27 protein-coding genes and 1 pseudogene are annotated in these 20,077 nt (G+C 39.7%); 3 read left to right on the top strand and 25 right to left on the bottom strand.

The genetic code is table 11. From position 1 onward, the window contains the following. Window positions 1-166: 166 nt before the first annotated feature. From H7F26_RS16420 to H7F26_RS16395, 7 genes are all read right to left on the bottom strand, one after another. Window positions 167-469: a hypothetical protein gene (locus H7F26_RS16420; RefSeq protein WP_009328240.1), complete on the bottom strand. Its 303-nt coding sequence runs from the start codon at window positions 467-469 to the stop codon at window positions 167-169. Then, window positions 462-980, bottom strand: coding sequence for a GNAT family N-acetyltransferase (locus H7F26_RS16415; protein WP_003182196.1), 519 nt, complete (start codon window positions 978-980; stop codon window positions 462-464). Before H7F26_RS16415 ends, H7F26_RS16420 begins: the two co-directional genes overlap by 8 nt. 131 nt (window positions 981-1,111) lie before the next feature. Continuing rightward, window positions 1,112-1,912: a DUF2935 domain-containing protein gene (locus H7F26_RS16410; RefSeq protein ID WP_009328242.1), complete on the bottom strand. Its 801-nt coding sequence runs from the start codon at window positions 1,910-1,912 to the stop codon at window positions 1,112-1,114. Between the two features lie 84 nt (window positions 1,913-1,996). Then, on the bottom strand, window positions 1,997-2,860 hold the full coding sequence (locus H7F26_RS16405; protein ID WP_003182192.1) for a manganese catalase: 864 nt from the start codon (window positions 2,858-2,860) through the stop codon (window positions 1,997-1,999). A 148-nt stretch (window positions 2,861-3,008) separates the two neighbouring features. After that, the gene (locus H7F26_RS22060; protein WP_128993927.1) at window positions 3,009-3,227 is read right to left on the bottom strand and encodes a redoxin domain-containing protein; all 219 of its coding nucleotides are present in this window, start codon (window positions 3,225-3,227) and stop codon (window positions 3,009-3,011) included. Between the two features lie 60 nt (window positions 3,228-3,287). Continuing rightward, entirely contained in the window at window positions 3,288-3,434 is a 147-nt protein-coding gene (locus tag H7F26_RS22055; protein WP_164971865.1) for a hypothetical protein, read from the bottom strand. 117 nt (window positions 3,435-3,551) lie between these two features. Beyond that, the gene (locus H7F26_RS16395) at window positions 3,552-3,986 is read right to left on the bottom strand and encodes a hypothetical protein (RefSeq protein WP_003182188.1); all 435 of its coding nucleotides are present in this window, start codon (window positions 3,984-3,986) and stop codon (window positions 3,552-3,554) included. A gap of 212 nt (window positions 3,987-4,198) precedes the next feature. On the opposite strand from H7F26_RS16395, the gene H7F26_RS16390 reads away from it, so the two are divergent. Next, window positions 4,199-4,525: a YxeA family protein gene (locus H7F26_RS16390; RefSeq protein ID WP_206696990.1), complete on the top strand. Its 327-nt coding sequence runs from the start codon at window positions 4,199-4,201 to the stop codon at window positions 4,523-4,525. A 37-nt stretch (window positions 4,526-4,562) separates the two neighbouring features. On the opposite strand, the pseudogene speG reads toward H7F26_RS16390, so the two are convergent. The 4 genes and pseudogenes from speG to H7F26_RS16370 all read right to left on the bottom strand — a co-directional run bounded on the left by speG (window position 4,563) and on the right by H7F26_RS16370 (window position 6,440). Next, window positions 4,563-5,094 (bottom strand): annotated as a pseudogene (speG, locus tag H7F26_RS16385) (spermidine N1-acetyltransferase). Between the two features lie 28 nt (window positions 5,095-5,122). Then, window positions 5,123-5,440 carry a DMT family transporter gene (locus H7F26_RS16380; protein WP_025807834.1) on the bottom strand — a complete coding sequence of 106 codons (318 nt, stop codon included), beginning with the start codon at window positions 5,438-5,440 and terminating at the stop codon, window positions 5,123-5,125. Then, window positions 5,440-5,775: a DMT family transporter gene (locus H7F26_RS16375; RefSeq protein ID WP_011198004.1), complete on the bottom strand. Its 336-nt coding sequence runs from the start codon at window positions 5,773-5,775 to the stop codon at window positions 5,440-5,442. The genes H7F26_RS16380 and H7F26_RS16375 overlap by 1 nt, the downstream gene beginning before the upstream one ends. Window positions 5,776-5,855: 80 nt before the next feature. Next, entirely contained in the window at window positions 5,856-6,440 is a 585-nt protein-coding gene (locus tag H7F26_RS16370) for a TetR/AcrR family transcriptional regulator (protein ID WP_003182180.1), read from the bottom strand. Window positions 6,441-7,150: 710 nt separating this feature from the next. Between H7F26_RS16370 and H7F26_RS16365 the strand changes: the two genes are divergently transcribed. Beyond that, the gene (locus H7F26_RS16365) at window positions 7,151-7,771 is read left to right on the top strand and encodes a hypothetical protein (RefSeq protein ID WP_003182178.1); all 621 of its coding nucleotides are present in this window, start codon (window positions 7,151-7,153) and stop codon (window positions 7,769-7,771) included. A 348-nt stretch (window positions 7,772-8,119) separates the two neighbouring features. On the opposite strand, the gene H7F26_RS16360 is transcribed toward H7F26_RS16365, so the two are convergent. The 10 genes from H7F26_RS16360 to H7F26_RS16315 form a co-directional block, all read right to left on the bottom strand. After that, the gene (locus tag H7F26_RS16360) at window positions 8,120-8,293 is read right to left on the bottom strand and encodes a hypothetical protein (protein ID WP_003182176.1); all 174 of its coding nucleotides are present in this window, start codon (window positions 8,291-8,293) and stop codon (window positions 8,120-8,122) included. Between the two features lie 118 nt (window positions 8,294-8,411). Next, window positions 8,412-8,888, bottom strand: coding sequence for a Rok-like winged helix domain-containing protein (locus H7F26_RS16355; RefSeq protein WP_003182174.1), 477 nt, complete (start codon window positions 8,886-8,888; stop codon window positions 8,412-8,414). Window positions 8,889-9,048: 160 nt separating this feature from the next. Continuing rightward, entirely contained in the window at window positions 9,049-9,624 is a 576-nt protein-coding gene (locus H7F26_RS16350) for a GNAT family N-acetyltransferase (RefSeq protein WP_003182172.1), read from the bottom strand. Window positions 9,625-9,657: 33 nt separating this feature from the next. Next, a complete protein-coding gene (locus H7F26_RS16345) occupies window positions 9,658-10,137 on the bottom strand; it encodes a YdhH/YoaO family protein (RefSeq protein WP_003182169.1) in 480 nt (159 codons plus the stop codon). Window positions 10,138-10,243: 106 nt separating this feature from the next. Beyond that, window positions 10,244-10,840, bottom strand: a complete 597-nt coding sequence (locus tag H7F26_RS16340; protein ID WP_003182167.1) for an SAM-dependent methyltransferase — start codon at window positions 10,838-10,840, stop codon at window positions 10,244-10,246. Window positions 10,841-10,981: 141 nt separating this feature from the next. Beyond that, the gene (locus H7F26_RS16335) at window positions 10,982-11,386 is read right to left on the bottom strand and encodes a DUF7878 domain-containing protein (RefSeq protein ID WP_223307095.1); all 405 of its coding nucleotides are present in this window, start codon (window positions 11,384-11,386) and stop codon (window positions 10,982-10,984) included. Window positions 11,387-11,513: 127 nt separating this feature from the next. After that, window positions 11,514-11,756: a hypothetical protein gene (locus tag H7F26_RS16330; protein WP_003182164.1), complete on the bottom strand. Its 243-nt coding sequence runs from the start codon at window positions 11,754-11,756 to the stop codon at window positions 11,514-11,516. Between the two features lie 62 nt (window positions 11,757-11,818). After that, window positions 11,819-12,796, bottom strand: a complete 978-nt coding sequence (locus H7F26_RS16325; RefSeq protein ID WP_003182162.1) for an alpha/beta hydrolase — start codon at window positions 12,794-12,796, stop codon at window positions 11,819-11,821. A 233-nt stretch (window positions 12,797-13,029) separates the two neighbouring features. Continuing rightward, window positions 13,030-13,332 (bottom strand): hypothetical protein, encoded by a 303-nt coding sequence (locus H7F26_RS16320; RefSeq protein ID WP_003182160.1) that lies wholly within the window; start codon window positions 13,330-13,332, stop codon window positions 13,030-13,032. A gap of 643 nt (window positions 13,333-13,975) precedes the next feature. Further along, complete coding sequence (locus H7F26_RS16315) at window positions 13,976-14,404, bottom strand: HIT domain-containing protein (protein ID WP_080623984.1); 429 nt, start codon at window positions 14,402-14,404, stop codon at window positions 13,976-13,978. A 351-nt stretch (window positions 14,405-14,755) separates the two neighbouring features. Here H7F26_RS16315 and H7F26_RS16310 point away from each other — a divergent pair, with 351 nt between their 5' ends. Further along, window positions 14,756-15,073: a hypothetical protein gene (locus tag H7F26_RS16310; RefSeq protein ID WP_003182156.1), complete on the top strand. Its 318-nt coding sequence runs from the start codon at window positions 14,756-14,758 to the stop codon at window positions 15,071-15,073. 126 nt (window positions 15,074-15,199) lie between these two features. Here the strand turns inward: H7F26_RS16310 and H7F26_RS16305 are convergent, their stop codons facing one another. The 4 genes from H7F26_RS16305 to glnA form a co-directional block, all read right to left on the bottom strand. Continuing rightward, window positions 15,200-16,636, bottom strand: a complete 1,437-nt coding sequence (locus H7F26_RS16305; protein WP_021837494.1) for a DUF6179 domain-containing protein — start codon at window positions 16,634-16,636, stop codon at window positions 15,200-15,202. 1 nt (window position 16,637) lies between these two features. Then, complete coding sequence (locus H7F26_RS16300) at window positions 16,638-17,105, bottom strand: DUF6323 family protein (RefSeq protein WP_021837493.1); 468 nt, start codon at window positions 17,103-17,105, stop codon at window positions 16,638-16,640. Window positions 17,106-18,206: 1,101 nt separating this feature from the next. Further along, on the bottom strand, window positions 18,207-18,410 hold the full coding sequence (locus H7F26_RS16295) for a hypothetical protein (protein WP_003182148.1): 204 nt from the start codon (window positions 18,408-18,410) through the stop codon (window positions 18,207-18,209). Between the two features lie 330 nt (window positions 18,411-18,740). After that, window positions 18,741-20,075, bottom strand: coding sequence for a type I glutamate--ammonia ligase (glnA, locus tag H7F26_RS16290; protein ID WP_003182145.1), 1,335 nt, complete (start codon window positions 20,073-20,075; stop codon window positions 18,741-18,743). Window positions 20,076-20,077 lie beyond the last annotated feature (2 nt).

The following is a 20,077-nucleotide window of genomic DNA, read 5'->3' as shown; positions in this document are numbered from 1 at the left end:
TTCTACCATCAAGCATAGCAGTGACATATAAACACCGCCAAGTGGCATAAGCCCGGTAAGCCAACAAGGTCAATCGCCCTAACAGGCTCCGGTATGTTCCTTCCCTTGCAAAATTCCCAACATTCATTCTAGCATTTACTGCTAAAAACTTCATATATATTGCAATTTATTTAATTGGATTTTTCTGTTTTTTAAAAGCCTCAATGAAATACCCGGGGTCAACGTTCACTTCATAAGCAAATACCCCCTGGTTCGTATGGAGGTAAAGCAAACCGGCCTCGGAAAAAGGTCTGTATGAAACGTCATAGACGTGCTCCAAACGATACTGGCGGCTTGCTGTTAAAATTTTATCGTTGTACAAGTACATTTGATTCTGCTTTTTTGTATAAGTTTGCCGGTTAAAATCAATCGTCCGTTCTGTTTTGTAATAGCTGACAGCAGCAATGGCCTGATGGCACCCGTCATTCATTTGAAACCTCCCTTTGCTGTTCGTTGATTAATTTGGACATGACATATTCATCAACATATTGCCCTTTTACTTTCAAAGCATGCTTTTTAGTGCCTTCAATGATAAAGCCCGTTTTTTTGTATAAACGAACGGCAGCTGTATTATGAGTCATAACAGTCAGTTCAAGTCTGTGAATCTTTTCTTCACAGGCCCATTTTTCCAATGCCTGAAAAAGCTTTACTCCAATACCTTGTCCGATATACGCTTGGCGTATGCCGATCACCACATGGGCGCGGTGGCGAGCTCTCTGAACCTGCCCCTTGGCTGCTGCAACATATCCGATTAAGCTTCCGTCGTCAGCCGCACAAACAAAAACTTCGCACATTCCGGATTCGATCTGTTTGATTTGCCGTTGCGCGTGAAGCTTTCGTTCACCTGGTTCAAACAGCATGAATTCAGATTCTTCATCGATCGTTTCACAGAGTTTGAGATAGCTTTTGGCATCTGAATCCTTTATTTTTCTGACTTGCACGAAAAAGCCCTCCAAACAGTCTTTAGATTTTCTATATATTCTGAATTATAATCGCATGAAAAAGGCTGTGCAAACTTGCAGGTGCCAAATCGATTCGCAGCTTCATCAAAAAAACAGCAAAACCGCCGGCTTTACTTTTCAAGCAGCCTCGGTTTTGCAGGGTCGCACGCAGGTTCTTGCGTATTTGTCGATTCGGCGATTTTCATTAAATAATAGCATTCTTCCCTCATCATATGGTCTGCCATCAGTGCGGAGAACGTACCGAGCATCTGATCTGTAAGCTCCAATTCCTCCACTTCTTTCAAAAATGTACGGAACAGTTCGATCTCAAGCTTCACGTCTTTGTTCATCCTTCTGAGAGCGGGAAAAGATTCAACATTCGCTCTGAGATATCCTGTCAATTCAACGGATTTAATGTAGAACTGTTCAAAGTGTTTGACAAACTCCCGGCTCTTTTCTTTCAATCGTTTTTCAACCGCATCCAGGTCATCGGCAATCGCGCCGGCATGTCCGGCGGCATCCATCAGCCACAGCATATGGTGGTGCAGCTCGTGGAAAACAGGCGGCGCTTCCCGCTTTTTCAAGTATTTTAGCACAAGCAAATATTCCTCCAGTTCATTTACCATATGGTTGATAAAAGTTGGAGAAAGGTGAATTTTAATATCGCCTGTCAGGTGCCTTTTAATGATGAAGAGTTTAAATTTCCTGAACTGAAGAGCATATTCTTCAGCTTCAAGCGTTAATGAATACAAATCAGGCGAAGCGTTCACTTTTTTCAGCAAAACATCAAACGCTTGCTTGAACTGCTTCGCCTTTTGAATATCGTTTTTTTCCCTTTCGGCGAGAGAGTCCAAAATAAAACGCGCATGATCACCTAAAACCTGAAGCCAAAAGGTATGTTCGAAAACGGCCGTTTCCTTATAAGTTTTCAAGCTTGCGCCTCCCTTTAAATACCATTCTTCAATATGGCTATTCGCTGCAAGCCCGAAATATGATCATAGGAAAAATAAAGCGGTTCAATAAAGATTCGGAGGCAGTACATCATCCCGGTGATGTTGAATAACTGATGGCGGCGTATCATGAATATATGGAGGCGCAGGTCTTAACACCGGTTTTTTCGCAAGGGGCTGAGGATGCTCAACATACTGAAAAACGCCTTCCCCATCCATGCTCGGTCCCTTCGCCCATCTGCCTGCAGCGCTCTCGTTGCCTCTTGAAAAATTAAATAATACATGGGAGACTTCCCTTTTTTCCAGATTGCGCGGAAACGTACTTGGGACGACGACATTTTCTTTCGCTTCCAGTTCTTTGATGGCTGCAAGCCACTGGTTTTGATGCATCGTATCCCTTGCAATCAGCCAGGAGAGCATATCTTTAACACCGCGGTCCGTCGTCTCTTCATAAAGGCGGACGGCCTGCAGGCGCCCCTGTGATTCCGCGTTTAAATTTGCCCGAAAGTCGGCAAGCAAATTTCCGCTTGCGATAATATAATCGGCGGTCCAGCGGTTTCCCACACTGTCGGCCGGCATCGCCCCTAATCCTGATACGATGGCATGCTGCGGATTCATCCCTCCCAGAATGGCACCGATCACAGGATCTTTTGCCGCTTTTTCAAGATCACCGACCGGCGCACCGTCCAAAAGCCTTGCGATCATCGTCGCCAGCATCTCGATATGGGCAAGCTCTTCAGCTCCTGTATCCATCAGCAGATCTTTGTACTTGCCATTGCCCCTGACACTCCATCCTTGGAAAAGATACTGCAGAGCTACTGATATTTCCCCGAACTGTCCTCCAAGTATCTCTTGCAGCTTTTTCGCAAATAATGGATCGGGTTTATCAGGCTTTGCGTGATACTGTAGTTCTTTAATATGAAAAAACATAAGATCGCTCCTCTCCTGAGCTACCTTATGAACGATAAGAACAATAGGTGTTTGTCTATGCCTTTTGAATGAGTTTCTACGAATCGCTAAGAATGTCTGCAACCCACATATCAACTTGCCGCTCAGACATTCCTCCGACATACATTCTCTACGCTCTCCCTTCCCGATTAATGAATATACTTGCAGGCAAATAATACATTTCCCAAGAACGGTAAACTTCAGCCGATTGATCCAAAGCGACCGGAAAAGTTAAGCCATGGCGGTCGACAAAGCTCTTTACCGCACCTTTCGATTCACGCACATTGACAGCGATGATTTCAAAACCGTCTCCTTTAAAACGGTCATAAGCTTTTTGCATGACGGGCATCTCCTCTTTGCACGGTGTACAAAAAGCCCCCCAAAAGTTGACAAGTACCGCCTTTCCCCGTCATTTTTTCAGTTCGATGTCACCGCCCTCTAAAGTCGATAATTTAAAATGTAATGCCTGCTGATGAAGGACGGCGCCTGCCTGTTCATTCCGGCCTCCGGCAACATGCTGATAAAGAGCATAACCAGCCGCAGAACATAGCAGCAAGAGGATGGCGCCTCTCAATAAAAGCAGCGTTTGTTTTTTCTCCTGATATTTAGCATTTTTTGCGATGATATGAAAAAAGGACTCTGGAAAAGTCCCCTCCCGCGCTTTCTATATCAATTAGTAGCCCGGCATTTGGTGCTCAAAGCCGTAAAAACCTGTGATTCCAACATCCCCGCACCCCGACACTTTTGTGATATCCAAGAAATGATTTCGGTGCGGCGACCCGCTCACTTTATCTGCAGCACTTAAATGAAGATGATTTCCCGTATACTCTTTCTCGCTTAAAGTGACCGCATGTCCTGTTAACGTGATTCTCTGCAGCTTGATGTTGAGTGTGCAGCCTTCCGCGTTAAAAATCGTAAGCTTGTAATACAGCCATGTCGGGTAGTAATTTACATTGGTGCTGTCCGCCATAAAAAATCCCACATGATCTTCAGTCATTGTCATGGTCATCTTTTTCTCATCTTTTATAACCGCAGCTTCAGCAGGCTGGATGTGAATACCGAAGGCCGTCATGATTGAAAACACCATCAAACATACGATTTTTTTCATTGGCGCCCCTCTTTTTTCCATATTATAAACTTTATTGAATAAAAAGGATATTGAAATTTAATTTGCCTGCGTGTGCTAAAACGATCCCTTACAAAAGTGTAATGTTCATGTCACGTTATTCAATTTTTTTATCAGACAATGAATCTTATCATTTTAGACAGAAACATAAATGAGGAGAAAAAGTGAAAAACCATATTCCATGGATCAGCCTGATGATCATATTTGCCGCATTTTTAAGCGGATGTAACTTAAACCGTGTGGGGACGGACGAATATTATGTTCACATTACTGGAAACGGGGAGGAAGACACGTCGAAATTTGACGACGGCGAGGAATACTCCGTCTTCAAATATGAACTGGCCGGTTTTGATGAAGACGGTCAAGAAAAAACAATGGAATTCACAGCTGATAAAAACCTTCGCATAGGCGCGTTTTTGAGGCTTTTCTATTCTGAAAACAAAGGCGTGAAGTCATGGGAAGAGGTTGACAAAGACGATATTCCCGCCAAAGCCAAAGAGCAATTAGGTGTGAAAAATTAAAAAAGCATGCAGGAGATGGCGCCGCCATCTCTTTTATTTATCCCTGCATGCCTTCCTCTTTGCTTTTTTTAAGTGATAAAAACTCATCCTGAAAAATGCACATTCTAATGGCGTTACGATAATAGCCGTCGACGAAAAATTCATCCTGCAGCTCGCTCTCGATAGTGAACCCTGCCTTTTTATACAAGTGAATCGCTTTTGCATTATCTTCGTCGACGATCAAATACAATTTGTGCAAGTTCAAGACGGAAAATGCGTAGTTCATTGCCAAATATGTTGCGCTTGACGAATAACCGTTCCCTTGATGCTCGGGATCAATTATGATTTCGCCTGTGAATATAATCAATTTCGACCAGCTCTACCAATCCGATCATCTCAGTCTCTTTCTCTATGATAAAGCGCCGCTCGCTTTGGTCGTGAATGTGTTTGTCAAATAAATCCTGCAGCTCAACAAAAGTCTCGTACGGTTCTTCAAACCAATATGACATAATTTTCGCATCGTTGTTAAGACGGTGGACAAACGGAAGGTCTTCTCTTTCAAGCGGACGCAATTTAAGCTGATTAATCATATCAGCAACCTCCAATGCAAATTAAAATTTAAGATGATGTAAGGCGCAGGCCGATCACCCCGATTATAATAAAGCCAAGCGAGATGAGCTGCGGAGCACGAATACGCTCCTTAAACCAAAATATACTGACTGCCGTAATGCCGATGCTGCCGATTCCGGTCCATACGGCATATGCAACACCGGCTGATAGCATCTGCATTGCTTTTGAAAGGCAGAAAAAAGACAAGCCAAACCCCAACACCATGACGATAATCGGCCATTTTTTTCTTGTGCCGTCTACATATTTCATAGCGATGGCGGCAATAACCTCTTCGATTCCGGAAATCACTAAAAACATCCATGGCATCATTCATCACCTCCTGACTGGGCATTGTTCTCTTTTGTAAACATCTTCATGCCAATAATGCCTCCCAACAGCACGATCAAAAAGAATATTTGCCCTCCTGAAAAGGTCTCGCCCATAAAAATACCCGTCACATATGTGCCGGCCGTTCCGATCCCGACAAATACGGTATAAGCCGACGCCATCGGAATGTTCCTGTAAGATCGTATCAGCATAATAAAGCTTACCGCGATCAGTACAAAGATCATCAGCCAATCGACGAATGAATCCGCATGTTTAAGACCTGAGGCCCACACCACTTCCAAAAAACCCGCAGCAATTACGAGGAGCCAACTCAATGATAACACCCTTCCTATTGTGAATGAACGTCAGTCATTTTTAGTCCGATAAAAAATGAACAGCTGCAGCCGGTCATTTTTTACTTGGTTCCTATGCTTCTCTTCAGAAAAGTAAATATTTCTTTTTTGAACACACTGAGCTCTTCGTCGTTTTCCGCCCCGATGTAATAACGTTCCGCTGTGTTTTCGACAAAGTTGATAATCGTTCGGGCCGTCCAGCGCACATTAATGTCCGGAATGACCTCGTTTTTCTCAACTGCTTTTTCAATAAGTCCTTCAAGCCAGGAATAATAAGGCTGATAGATTGCCTCCCATTTTTCCATCGAATGGTCAAAGGCAAGACCTGAGTAGCAAAGAACGATAATATCCTGATGAAGTTCCGTCATGTTGAACGTCTCATCGATCATGATATCCAAGGCGGTCCAGAAAGACATGGTTCCGTCGACCTTGCTCTTAATATGGTCCAAAGAATGTGTCAGAAGATTTTCCGCGATCGCTGGAATCAGCGCATTTTTGGATGAGAAATAAAGATAAAAAGTGCCTTGCGCAGTACCCGCCTTTTTCACGATATCTGAAATCGACGCCTTATCAAGCCCTTTTTCAGAAATGACTTCAATGGCCGCCTGCAAAATCTTTTCATATTTCCCGGACGTTTGCTTTGACATATGCAGACCTCCCTAAAAATGAATGACTATCATTCATTTTAGATGATCGGCTTTTCATTGTCAACCGGTCGGCACAGGACTTATTTCCTTAAAATTTCTTTAAAATCTTAATCATAAGCTGTCTTTGGATATGAATCCCTTTTATAATTTACACATATACCGAAACAGATGGAGTTGATATTGTTGAAACCGCTGATCAAGCTGGCATGCGGAGCTGCCTCCCTTATCGCAGCCGTCCTCGCTGTATGTTTTGCAGTGAAACGAACAAAGACAAACAATAGGAATTAAGGAAAGTACTCAGCATAGCTTTTCTTTTGCTAAAAGCTCTTGTCATTCAATCCGGAACTTACTGGTTTCTTCATGACCGTTTAAGATCCTTTCAGCATCCGATTGCGCGATAAAGCGCCTTACTGAAAGGTTCCCAGTCGGTTGGCGATATTTTGATACCAGACCTCATTGTCGAGCATATTAAATTTTTTGCTGATCTCCCTGTTCTGCTTCAAGGGAAATGCAATGTTCATCGTAACAATGAAATCGCAAACGGTTAGACCTCCTATAGATTTCTATTAATCTTTTTGGACTATTATACAATATGAAAATATATACTCAAAATATAACACTTGGAAAATAAATATGATATAATGATTACTCTTATGAGTAAATAAAGGCATTTTACCTTTTCAATATAAAAAACACAAAGGGGCTATAGAATGGAACTTACGATCACCAGAGCACTAAGCGAACTCAAAATGTTGGATAAAAGAATCAAGCGGGCCGTAAATGAAGCCACATTCGGAGGCTTGATGATCGGAAAAAAACTGCCAAACGGATTTCGGACAACCGAAGACTTGGAATCCAGAGCGAAAGCCGATTACCAATCAATCGAAGCCTTAATCAAAAGGCGAAATGCCATTAAGTCTGCCATTGTTGTATCCAACGCGACGACCAAAATCGAAGTGGCCGGAGTCAAGATGACCGTAGCTGAAGCCATCGAAAGAAAAACCTCTATCAGCTACGACATTCAGCTTTTGGATAAACTGAAGGAAGTGTACGCTGATTTAGTCGGCGAAGCCGAGAACGTCAATCAAAAAGTAACGGAAAGACTGGACAAGCATCTCGAGACACTTTTCGGAAAAGACGGCAAAGTAAAAGCGGCTGAAAACCAGGAAATCGTCAAATCTTTCCTCGCAGAAAATGAAGCAAAAATCATCGATCCGCTGAATCTAAAAGAGAAGATCGATTGCTTATCAAAAAAGATCGAGGACTTTGAAATGGAAGTTGACTTTGCATTGTCCGAGAGCAATACACTCACCAAAATCACCATCGATTGACGGCCGATTGTTAGTCAACCGAAAACCGATCAAACTAAACACCTTCCGAGGGAAAGGTTACTCCCTCCTTTTATATCATCAGCACAGCCAAAGAGACGCTGTGCCCATATTGAGATAAAAGCTCAAAGCTCAGCGTTCAGCGTTTAAAGCTTAAGCATCAAAGCTCTTAACAGTTCAAAGCTTACGCCTTAAAGTTAAAAGATCGATAAAATCTGGGAGAAACGGCTGTTTGAGCATTTGTTTACCGGCTCAGTCGGTTGCCGCCCAGCAGGTTGGCTAACAATGGATATCACTAAAAAAACGTCTTAACAGACGTTTTTTTAGTGGATTCCAACTCAAAGGATGAGCTCAATCTTTCTGTTTGTCCTTTTCGATATGCACCCAAAGATAATAAATCACCCCGCCTGCTAAAATAAACACAATCCCCAAGTACCTTTGTTCTGAGGGAACAAAAAATTGAAATAAAAACCCTAAAATTAAAGCCGGTACCATAATCATGAAGTATTTCTTTTTATCCAACATGTAGAACACCCTTGCATTAGTTTTAGCTAAATATACGATATAGGTGCTGTTTGGTTTCAATTTTTAAAGATTCCGCTCTGATTTATGACAATATGAATCTGGAATAATGACGAAAACCTCAAAGGTCTTTTTCTTTATGCAAAATATAATGGCCGCGGGCAGGCTTTTTAATATCTGGGCGATGTTTCATTAAGCTCTTCATAAATGTCGTCATGTTTTTAATCGGAAAGCCGGTTTCTTTCTCGATTTCAGTTTTGAGCTTAATGCCTTTCAAGCCCTCTTCATAGCGGCTTAAAATGTTTATGGCAGCCTCACGCTGTATGGTTGTTTTTGATTGGAAAATAGTATGAGATGGGGTCTTGATAGGCGGATGTTTGTCAGCGGCATGCTGGGATTGTTTTAATTCCTCTGCTGCAGCGCTTGCCAAGTCGATTAATGAAGATTTTTTGTTAATTGCAGGCTCACTCTCCCGATCCAATTCACGCAGCTTCGAATAAATGCCCTCTCGTTCTTTTCGCAATTCCCGCATCACCTGGATCTCCGCATCACCTAGCTGTTCAAGTCTCAAACGCAACGCTTCTCTTTCGTTGAACATATCTCCCACATCCTAAAATTAAGATTCCATTATAGTTTATAGGACTTTTTTAACTTTAACAATTTATTTAAAAATAAATTCAAGAAAAGTTCTTTTTATGGTTAACACATATATGGAATATAAAGGATGGTTTTGTTCGTGATCCCTCTATGGGCAGCACCTACGGCATGACTGATGTTCTTGTATCAATCGGCATATCCTTCGTCCGTCTCCTCCAAATCATATGATCGTATCCCTTCCCCCAATAATCTTTCAGCACATAGTCAGGCTCGCCGAATTTCTTCTTCCATATTCTCTGGGCACCGGGATAGCCGCTGTCCAAACAAAATTCATTTACTCCCTGATTCAAAAAAGTCAAAAACATGACGTTCAACAGCAAAGTCCCGATTCCGCGTCTTTGATAATCCGGGTGGACAAATACCGTTCCTACCTCATATAAATCCTTTAAAGCTCCATCCGTACAAATGCTGATCAATTCGCTTGCAGGGCCATATTCGATAGTACCGATGATTTTATTCAGACGTTGATCTGAAGCGATAAAAAAGTGCCGGCTATTCCCCTTGCTGTCTAAATCTGCTTTCAAGTATTGCCTCTTACTTTCAATTTCACTTTCTTTATCATCGAGCAGATCGGCTATTCCCTCTTTAGCGAAGGTATCCTCGACCACAATTCTGAAAAACTGATTCAGCTCTTCAACGTCGTCAATTCGCGGCCTTCTGATCTCAATATCGTTCATTTTAAATCACTTCCCTATTCAGTGATCGTCGTTTCATTTATACCACGGAATCTTGTTTAATTTCATTGTTTCCGCGTTTTCTTCATCTCCGGTTTTCCATTCCACTTTAACTGATAATGCATGCCCGATAACATCCTCTTCAGGCATAAAATCAAAAGTCGCGATATGATCTTCCATATGGCCTCCGCCATCCATTTCCTCTCCCGTATACTCGGAAAGATCGTATTCTCCTCTGTCATCATACTTTTTGCCATCTATGTATAAGGTGATTGTTTTCACGATCGTTCTTTTCGCATCTTCTTCCGTGCCATTCCAATATAAATTCAAAAAATAATTAGGCCCGATTGACGTTTTATCCGATTTCTCAATCGAAGCATGCCACAGACCGCTTTCTCCCGTTCCTTCATACACCACTTTCTTTCCAAAGATCATTGCACTGACATATCCCCCGACGATTAAAAGCAAAATTGCGCTGATCATCAGCAGCCGCTTGAGTCTAATATTGTTTTTCATCGTTTCCCCCGCTTTCACTACATTAGTAGTAATGAGGGTGAAAAGGTTACGCAAAAAAAAGCGCCGTGAACGGCGCCTTTTTAAAATCAGATTTCCCAGGCAGTATTTATTGCTTTTGCCCAATAAATTGAATGACGTGGGACAGGCCGTTGTGCGAATCTCCTTCATGACGAACGACTTCTCCCATAAAAAAGTGGACAGTACGCCAATCTGAAAAGATTTGCAAAAATTCTTCCGGTGTATATAAAAGTTCTGGATCCTGCGGCCCGCCGCTTTTGTAAGGGATTTGGTGCGTCGAATACACTTCCGTTACGAAAAAGCCCCCGGGCTTCACGGCTTTTTTTACTCCCAGAAGCGTTTTTCGGCGCAGCTCTTCTGGAAAATGTCCAAAAATACATACAATCTCGTCCCACTGATCTTGATTCCAAGACGCTTCATTTAAATCAACAAGCTCCGTCTTTACTGATACATGACGGGTTTCAGCAAGCTTTTGCGTCTTTTTCAGTCCAGATTCGGCATAATCCCATGAAGTGACGTTCATCCCTTGTTCTGCTAAAAAAACCGCATTGCGCCCCTCGCCTTCTGCGATGGCTAAAGCATCGCCCGACAATTGAAGTTTTTTCTGCGAATCTGCCAAAAACGCATTCGGTTCAGTTCCATACACATAGTTCTCATCTTGAAAGCGCTTGTGCCAAAAGTTCATTGTTTTATTCTCCTTTTTTGGATGCTTCCATATCAATGGTGTTGTGATTCTCCGTTCATAGCCATTGATATACCCGCTTCTTTTAGAATATGCATTTCATTTTCACATCGCAGATAAGGTGTTTTTAGCCTTTAGGATAAATCAATATTTTCTTAATGGGATCTTACCAACAAAGCTTTTCAATGAAATCCTATAATGATGTTCAATATCACGTCCAAGTTTTTTGCGTGAAATTTCCATTTGTTCGGTGATGTAATCAAGGTCGAATACATTATATAATTGTTGAGTTTCCCAAATGGTCGTTAGTCGAGCCTTATAATCAAATGGTATCAATGAAATAATGGGTTCGCCCTTTTCATACTCCATTGTGTAATATCTATACTCCGTAACTTTGTTTTTTTTCTTGTTCTTTTTAATCCACTCATTTAAAGAAACATAAAATTCCAATAAGGCGATATTTTCTTTAAAATATGTAATTTCATTTATTTTGATTTCAAGTTCTCCCTCTACTCTCATTGCTACTGAAGGGCCTTTTCTCATTTTCATTGGGATATCTGATTCATCAGATGTGAACTTATAATCAAATTTCACTTTTGGGATATTATGTTTAGATCGAAACAAACTGTCTCACCACTCCGCTCACTTTGGCCCAATATTCCGGATTAGCCATTTTTTACTCGCCTTTGAATGAATCCTTTTCCTTATCATTTGTTCGCAAATGAACGATAATCAAGACTACGCCTAAAATAAGCAGCAGCACAGGATAAAATAATACAGAGGATTGAAAATAAGCTGAAGCTTCATCATTGCCAGCTGCATCAGTTATAACATGAGGAATAGCAACAGATAACAACCGTAAGGTAAATAGCATGACGAGACCAAGCAAAACTGAAACAAATCCGGAAACAAAGTACATAAAAAGCCTCCTATATAATGATTTAGCATTCTGGAAATTGCCCGCTTATTAATAAATTGAAATTACTTATGAAGCTGCTTTAATTTTTTTCGGATGAAAGAAATTGTATCTAATGCCAGTTTTTTGCGACAAAGAACAATTCCGGCATGGCCGCAGTTGTAGAGATGTCTTTCGGGTTTCCCCCAGCTTTCCCACAACTTATCAGCATCCTCTAAGTGAACATATTGGTCATGCACGGCGGAAATCAGCAAAATGTTATCTTTGTTAATTTTCGGCGCAGCTTGGCTGGGATCTGTGATTTCCCAATATGTTTTTAAATCCTCATATGTCACACCGTGCTGTTCTAATTCTTCTCTTATGAATTTACCCGGGATGGTATTCCATATCGCATAAGAAAGACGATTAGCATAAAATATCGATACCACTATGTCGATTTGAGTCTCAAGGGTAGCCAGTAAATTTGTCATCCACCCGCCTAAACTGACGCCCACTATAATAACAGGGCCGTTTTTATTTGCTTTGATCCAATGAATAAGAGCCCGTAAATCGACGATAGCTTGTCTCGTCGAATCAACCGTACGATTCAAATTCGCGCTTATCATCAATTCTCCGCTGTAAAGCGAATGTTCCGGCTCTCTTTCAAAATGATATGGAAGAGAATAGTAATACAAGTTCCAGCCTAATTCGTTCATAATACGATCATGAAATATCTTTTTTATTCTGTCGTATGAATCCATTCGCCAGCCGTGCACAAAAATAACATTAGGCTGATCTATATCATTTTTATTTAAAAAAACCTCGCCTTTTAAAGCATCGTTGACAGGGTCCCCGGATGGAATTAAAGATTCATAGCTGAAATGTCCGGCCAAATGGTTTTTTCTTGATTCATAAAGCATAATGGCGACATCAGCCGCTTTTGCTTTATAAAATTCGTCTCTGTCAATCGGATTCAATGAAAAAGCGGAAAAATGTTCATCTTTACTTCTTTTTCTGTGCAAATCATATAAGGCTAAACGATCGATGATCTTTGCAAAAAACACTTTTTGCCCTCCTGATTGGTATAATGGTGTTTTTTTTTGAAGGCAGTTCTGCCAAGGCCTTTCACACAGACCATTGGCCATCTAATCGGCTGAGCCTGATGAACCCGCGAAGCTGTCTTGCAAAGGGACTGTTCGCAACACCAAATATCTAAGACAATTATGATTGCTGCGGCTTATGGGGGAGATCCCTGCTTTATTTTCACCCAGAGAACTGCATTCAAACAAGAATGCTGTTATAGTTGCTCTAAAAATGCTAATAGTTCTGAATCATTAATTTCAAAAATTATAAATTGAATATAATCTATTTTGTTCGTACCAGGGAAAAGAAAATGATTTATCGTAAATTTCGTGGCGGATTTCCCCAACATGCCGGCAATACGCAGAGCGATGTCTACATTTTCAAAATCAATATCAAAGGCTACAAACTCCTGGCATTCTTGATTCACACAGTAATTTTTAATCTTTGTATTCTTTGGGCTTGACGGGTTTGACGCGCAATTAAGAAATTTCCTTAGTTTTTCCGGATCGAAATTCATCAATAGCCCCCTTCAAAGTATAGTGGATGCAACTTTCATGTAGAGTAAAGGCCATTGCTTAAGATCCTTAACAATATGCCATACAAATTGTTAGGATTAAAGCAATTGGATACAAAACCGATGCTAATTTTTGCTTCTTTTCATCAATATGAATGAAGTTTTTTCGAGATAAAAATTTGCGAATTTCTGGTAAGAATATCAAAATAACTTGTGACAAGAAAGACAGCTTTTGCATGAGGGTAAGCGGGCTAAACGTAAACCCGAATCCTGCATTACCTCCTATCGTTGACCAATACATATAAAAATTAAGGAAAGGTATGACGAAGCAAAATATAAGTCTATATTGATTAATATAATAATCGCATTTTTCAGCATTAATGCCTTTAGAAGAAAATCTAAATCCGTAGATGAAAAGAAAAAGTGTCCCAAAACTTAATATCGGCTGCTTGATAAAATACGCGAATACAAAAGCTATTAATAACATAATTTACTCCCTTGCAACCATGATTAATAATCATGGTTACCATTATACAACAAAGGAAAGAATTTCTGAGGCCGAAATGATGAATTCAGCAAAACCCGCACTAAAACAAAAGATCAACTCATCTTTCCACTTTTAAAGTTCTGGTACGATCTTTTCTCATCATCTCCCTACAATCTTTTTCCATATCGAAAATAAGTTACTCTTCTTAGCTGCAGTAAAGTCGGTGTTTAATTTGAATTCAAACTTTTCATTCATATGTCTCGGTATGACATGAAAATGCAGGTGTTTAATATCTTGCTGAGCAAAGTGACCGTTGTCTGAGAGTATCGTGTAGTCATCACAAATACCTGACTGAATTAATAATTGAGGAACTTTAATTAAAGAATTCATTATTTCATTAGATAGATGGGGATCGTTTATATGATCCAGTCTTTCAATATGCTTATTTGGTATGATTAATGTATGGCCATTTGTAACAGGATTTATATCAAGAAATGCTGTCACATAGTCAGTTTTATAAACCTCAAAACTTGAAATTTTCCGACTAACTATTTCACAAAATATACATTTGTCTATTTCACTATTCATACTTTGTTAAGTGTCCCTCTCTTTCCGGAGTTTTTTTCGGATGCACCGGACGGCTCTAGCCTGATTTCACCAGGACGACCATCGTAGTAGATGTATTCATCATTTTGTTCCCTTTAAAGAGGTATGATTATACTGCTATTTCCTTATAGAATTGAACAAATACTCAGCCTTCTTTTCCCTTCCATGCATGATTCTTTCCTCAAGTGACACAACAATACCGAGAGGAATAGCTTTTGAAGTTGCAACGATTGAAAAACAGAAATTCTTATTGCACAGTAATGATCGAAATCTTTAAAGATCTGCGTTTTTTTAACTTCATTAATATCACTATAATTTTAAGGAGTCAGTTGGATGTTTATAAAATATAATGAATATGATTTACTGGAACTTTTTGAGAGCGAGCCGGTCAGTATAGCTGATGATCCAGAGGCCGGCGAATTGATTTATACTTTTAAAGATAATCAAAACTTCAAGTTAATTTTAACGCTGGATGTTTATCAACTAACTTGTAGCCTGGATATAACCTATAAAGATTTCTTAGTATTTACAGGTGTTTTTCAAAACATAACTAGCATTAAGAAAGTTGAAGATTTCATGGTTATAAGTATTGGAGAAGAAAAGAGAATAAAAGTAAAATTCACTAAGCAAATTGGAGTAGAGTTACTTTAAGCTTTTAAGTTGTATTGAAAAAACTTTCCTTAGCGGGATGAGATTGCATTTAATCGAGTGCTGTTATTTATCTTCGTCTTTCTTTAGACTCTTCTTTTTAAAAGAACTTATAATAACGTCTTTAACTTAATAAAACGAAATCTCCTCATAGTCAATATCGTTGATCAGGTGTCCAATAGTTGCAATGCGCTCATCTTCTAATTGTTTAATAAATTTCATATAATATGTTTCCCACTCGCTCTTTGCTTCAGAGCAGTCAGCAACAATGTCAATGAAATTGAGAATTCCCCCTCTTAATTCTTCATAAAATACAATTTTCGCAAAAATGGCCAATTCAAAATTCCCAAACGTAGCAAAAAGTGCGTCATATTCGTCGTCAAACAGACACCCCGAATTTAGCAAATCCAAATAATCATGTAGTGAAACAAAATGATCGCGGATCAGCAATATTTTTTCTGCTGTGTTTTTTCGTTCCATGATGCAATCCACCAATTTCCGCAATTCAATATCACTCATGCGATCATTTTCATTTAACATTAACGCTATTGTTTTTTCTCTCTCTTCAATTTCTCTGATGATCAACATTTTGAAGCCATCAATTTCCGCAGCGTTATTTACCCTTTGAATAAATTCATTGCGATACAAATTGATATAATCAGAAATTGTTTGATCCGTCTTTAAATCCCGCTGTAACCGATCAAATGCATTGTTAATTAAGTTTGCCCTTTTATCAGCATGGCAATCACTTAACAAGCGACTTAACCTGTCATATTGAACTTCAGAAATTCTGACTTGATTGGCTTCGCCCCCGGATAGGAGTGAAAAAACAGCATTGTTTATCATTAACTCAAAAATATTAAAAAGTTCTATGCGATAATTAAAATGACATATTCTTCCAAAGTTTGTCAAGACATACATTAAATCGTGATGGTTAAAAAAGTGACAGAATCTCGTTTCTATCAGCAGTCGCTCTAAATACTGTTTAATATAAAAAACACCTTGCAGTTCCATGTTGTCAATGGCTAAAGGATAGTCAATGCTCGCCATGGTATTTTGAGCTTCAAAAATAACATTATAATGATTCATAAATACAGGTAACGATTCGTCAATGGTTAAAGTATAAGCATCAACAGGCACATCTAATTTTATTTTTTTTACGTCTTGATATAATTGTTTAGCTTCTTCAAAATAACAGTGAAGTAATGCGACACCTTTTGTATATATATTTTTTATACTATCAGAATGTAAATGTACTATAAACTCTTCAGGTTTCTCAAAATGGAGAGCATAAGCATCTATTGCATACATGAGGGAAACCATAATCCCTTCCGCCGTTTCCGTTGTCACCGACATACTTTCCCCTTTGGTATACTGGCCTATCAATCGTTGCAGAATTTGCATAATCTCTACCTGTATCTTGTATGCTTTCTCGCTGGTAATAACTCCAACACTTTGGCCTTCTTTTAGAAGCGACAACATATATTGGCTTTGCTTTAACTTTGATTTATCAATCGTAAAATTTGAAACCAAATCATAGCGATTTAAAGTGTTTTCTTTGTCCATGTTATTCATCACCTTTATATAAAGACTCACTTCTCATCGTATCTCTTCTGAAACTCTCCGCGAGTTCCTCCATTTTACTTCTTAATATCTCTAAAGACCCGGCAGAAGGCCCGTTAAAACGCTCCATCATCTGATGAATCAGTTTCATGTCCCCTATCTTATCTTCTGTTTCATTTCTGAGATAATAAAAAATCTCCTGAAGCTCGATTAGCGTTTCGACATAATTATCCTCATCCATATAGGGTGAAGCAGCAAACACCTCAATTAATTCCTTTAGTACTTCAATCCCCAGTTCTATACGTCCATGATCATGAAGCACTTTATTTCTATAAACGATTAACATTTTTATATCGCTGGGTGTTAAGATCAGGCCATGCTCTTTTGTTTTTTCATTTAATTCAAGTAGCTCCATCATAGGTTTTGATTGTGGGGATAATTGAATGGAATTCAAAAAACGAGATAAGTTCATAAACCTCTCTTCCTTTCAAAAGCATCTTTTTTTAAAAAAAACATTGACTTTTTATAACTTGTGTGTTATGATAAAATAATATTTTTTATTAACAATCAATAATTTATTCTATTTACTTACATATGTCAATAGTTGTTTTTCAGCGGTATTGTTTCTTTCCCTCTTAAATCAGCTCTTTATTCCTCAAGACCAATTCAACTCAACAGATTTCTTTCAAAATTTTTATCTACGTATACTTCATTCTGTTAAAATTGTTGTATTACTTAACTTTTCTAATTTTTTTAATCTTTTGTCTTAGACCCGTAAATACCACCAGTAGACGGTCCCGCCGCTTTCTGGCCGTATAGCCGTCAATACCTTGCTCTCAGAACAGCCAACGTTTCCTGGAACTGACGTACAGTCTCTCCTTTCACTTAATTCACTTGTCACCTTAAAGTACAGCAGCGAGTTGGATGATTTCTTTCCATTTGTACTGACTTTTTTCAAACTAAAAAGGCTCAGCTTGCAACCTCATTTTGTTAGCCTTTTTTGTTGCATAGTCTCTTTCTGTTATGGCTATAAAAGGTTTCCATTTCATTTTCGACAACAAAAGCAATAAAGACATTTCAATAAGGAACTCTATACTAGAGAGTAAGTGAATGCCAGTGTTCATAGTGAGAACTTCGAAGGAAATATAATGTCCGCGTTGAAAATAAACGGTTTTGTTCTTCAGTAAAAGAATGAAATAGACCTGAAGAAATCAAATCTATAAGAGTTAAAATGAAATAAAGATGCTTATTTCATCGACATCTCAATCCTAAATGTGGTAAAATTGATGACAATGTTAACCATAAAAAGGAGAATTATGCGTATATGAGTATTATTATTTTGGCATCCATGCTTTTATGGGGTGCATTAATTTATGAACTAAGTAAATCTTCAAAAAAGCAAAACAACCGAAAAATTGTATCTTTGATATCTTTGGGCTCTTTATCAACTTTAGTTATTACTATTTCGCTTTTTCAAAACCTCCCGTTTTAAAAATTGTTTATAACTATATGATCGTATATGTCGTCGGTGTGGTATGGTTATAAAAAAAATCCTTCTTGCAAGAAGGATTTTTTATTCATTATTCTCTTCTTTATTATCTAATTCTGGAAAGTTCTCAATTATCGATCGAATATCTTCGACAAATTCTTTCTCTGTATATTGATCACCCGCGTGTTTTAGATTATCCAGTTTTCCGCAAATAATCTTCAGGATTCCCTTTGCGTGCTCTTCTTTAAGGCCGTTTACTTTGTTTATATTCCTATCCAATTCAAGCATTCAAATATTTCCTCCCTCAGCTTATTGTTCACCCTAATAACATGTCCACCCCACCTAGTATTTAGTTCATTAGGTCACTTTTGCCGCGGCATTCCAAGCTGACCACGCTTTTCACGTGGTATTGCTCTTGAAATACAGGTGCTGACATCAAATATATCAGTAAATAGCGACCAAAATAGAATGAAAGATTACGAGGCAATTATGGAGTTAGATTATAACTTCACATTTTTTTGGTCATAATTTGGTCAAAGACCAAAAAGAAGACCCCTTACATTCTTTTGACCAAAATTCAAAACCCCCTGACACCGCTGGTGCCAAGGGATTCCTAGATTAATACTGAGACATATACTGCTCGCGCTCCCAAGGATGGACTTGTGTGCGGAACATATCCCATTCGATTTCTTTTGCTTCGACGAAGTGTTCGAATAGATGGTCGCCGAGGGCTTTGACCATGACTTCGTTTGATTTGAATTCTTCGAGAGCGTCTGCGAGTGTCGCAGGAAGGTCGACGATTCCGTTTTCGAGGCGCTCTTCTTTTGTCATGACATAGATGTTGCGGTCGATCGGAGCCGGTGCTTCCAGCTTGTTTTTGATGCCGTCAAGTCCTGCTGCAAGAAGTACGCTCAAGGCAAGGTACGGGTTCGCAGAAGGGTCTACGCTTCTGACTTCTACGCGCGTGCTGATGCCGCGGGAAGCCGGGATGCGGATTAACGGGCTTCTGTTTTGCGCGCTCCATGCCACATAGCAAGGTGCTTCATAGCCTGGAACAAGGCGCTTGTAAGAGTTGACAGTCGGGTTTGTCACAGCTGTAAAGCTTGTTGCGTGCTTGACGATGCCGGCGATGAATTGCTTTGCCGTTTCACTCAGCTGAAGATCGGCGTCTTTGTCAAAGAAGGCGTTGGCGCCGTTTCGGAAGAGTGATAGATTGCAGTGCATGCCTGATCCGTTTACGCCGAACAACGGTTTTGGCATGAATGTTGCGTGCAGGCCGTGTTTGCGCGCGATTGTTTTAACAACGAGCTTGAACGTTTGGATGTCATCGCAAGCGCGGATGGCTCCGGCGTATTTGAAGTCGATTTCGTGCTGTCCAGGTGCAACTTCGTGGTGAGACGCTTCGATTTCAAAGCCCATTTCTTCGAGCTCAAGTACGATGTCGCGGCGGCAGTTTTCGCCAAGATCAGTCGGCGCAAGGTCGAAATATCCGCCTTTGTCGTTCAGTTCAAGCGTAGGCTCGCCTTTTTCGTCTAGCTTGAACAGGAAGAATTCCGGCTCTGGTCCAAGATTGAAATCTGAGAAGCCCATGTCTTCCATTTCTTTCAAAATGCGTTTTAAGTTGTTGCGCGGATCACCTTCAAACGGCGTGCCGTCCGGATTATAAATATCGCAGATGAAGCGGGCTACTTTACCTTTTTCGGCGGTCCATGGGAAAATCACAAATGTATCTAAGTCAGGGTATAAGTACATATCGGATTCTTCAATGCGGACGAATCCCTCGATTGAAGAGCCGTCGAACATGACTTTATTATCAAGTGCTTTTTCCAGCTGGCTCACAGGAATTTCAACGTTTTTAATCGTTCCAAGAATGTCTGTAAACTGAAGGCGAATATATTTTACATTCTCCTCATTTACTAGTTTAACAATGTCGTCTCTTGTATACTTTGCCATTC

The sequence above is a fragment of the Bacillus sp. PAMC28748 genome (assembly GCF_014250415.1).
In the GTDB taxonomy this organism is placed as follows: domain Bacteria; phylum Bacillota; class Bacilli; order Bacillales; family Bacillaceae; genus Bacillus; species Bacillus licheniformis.
The sequence above is the reverse complement of the archived record's forward strand: the minus strand, read 5'-3'. Positions and strand labels throughout refer to the sequence as shown.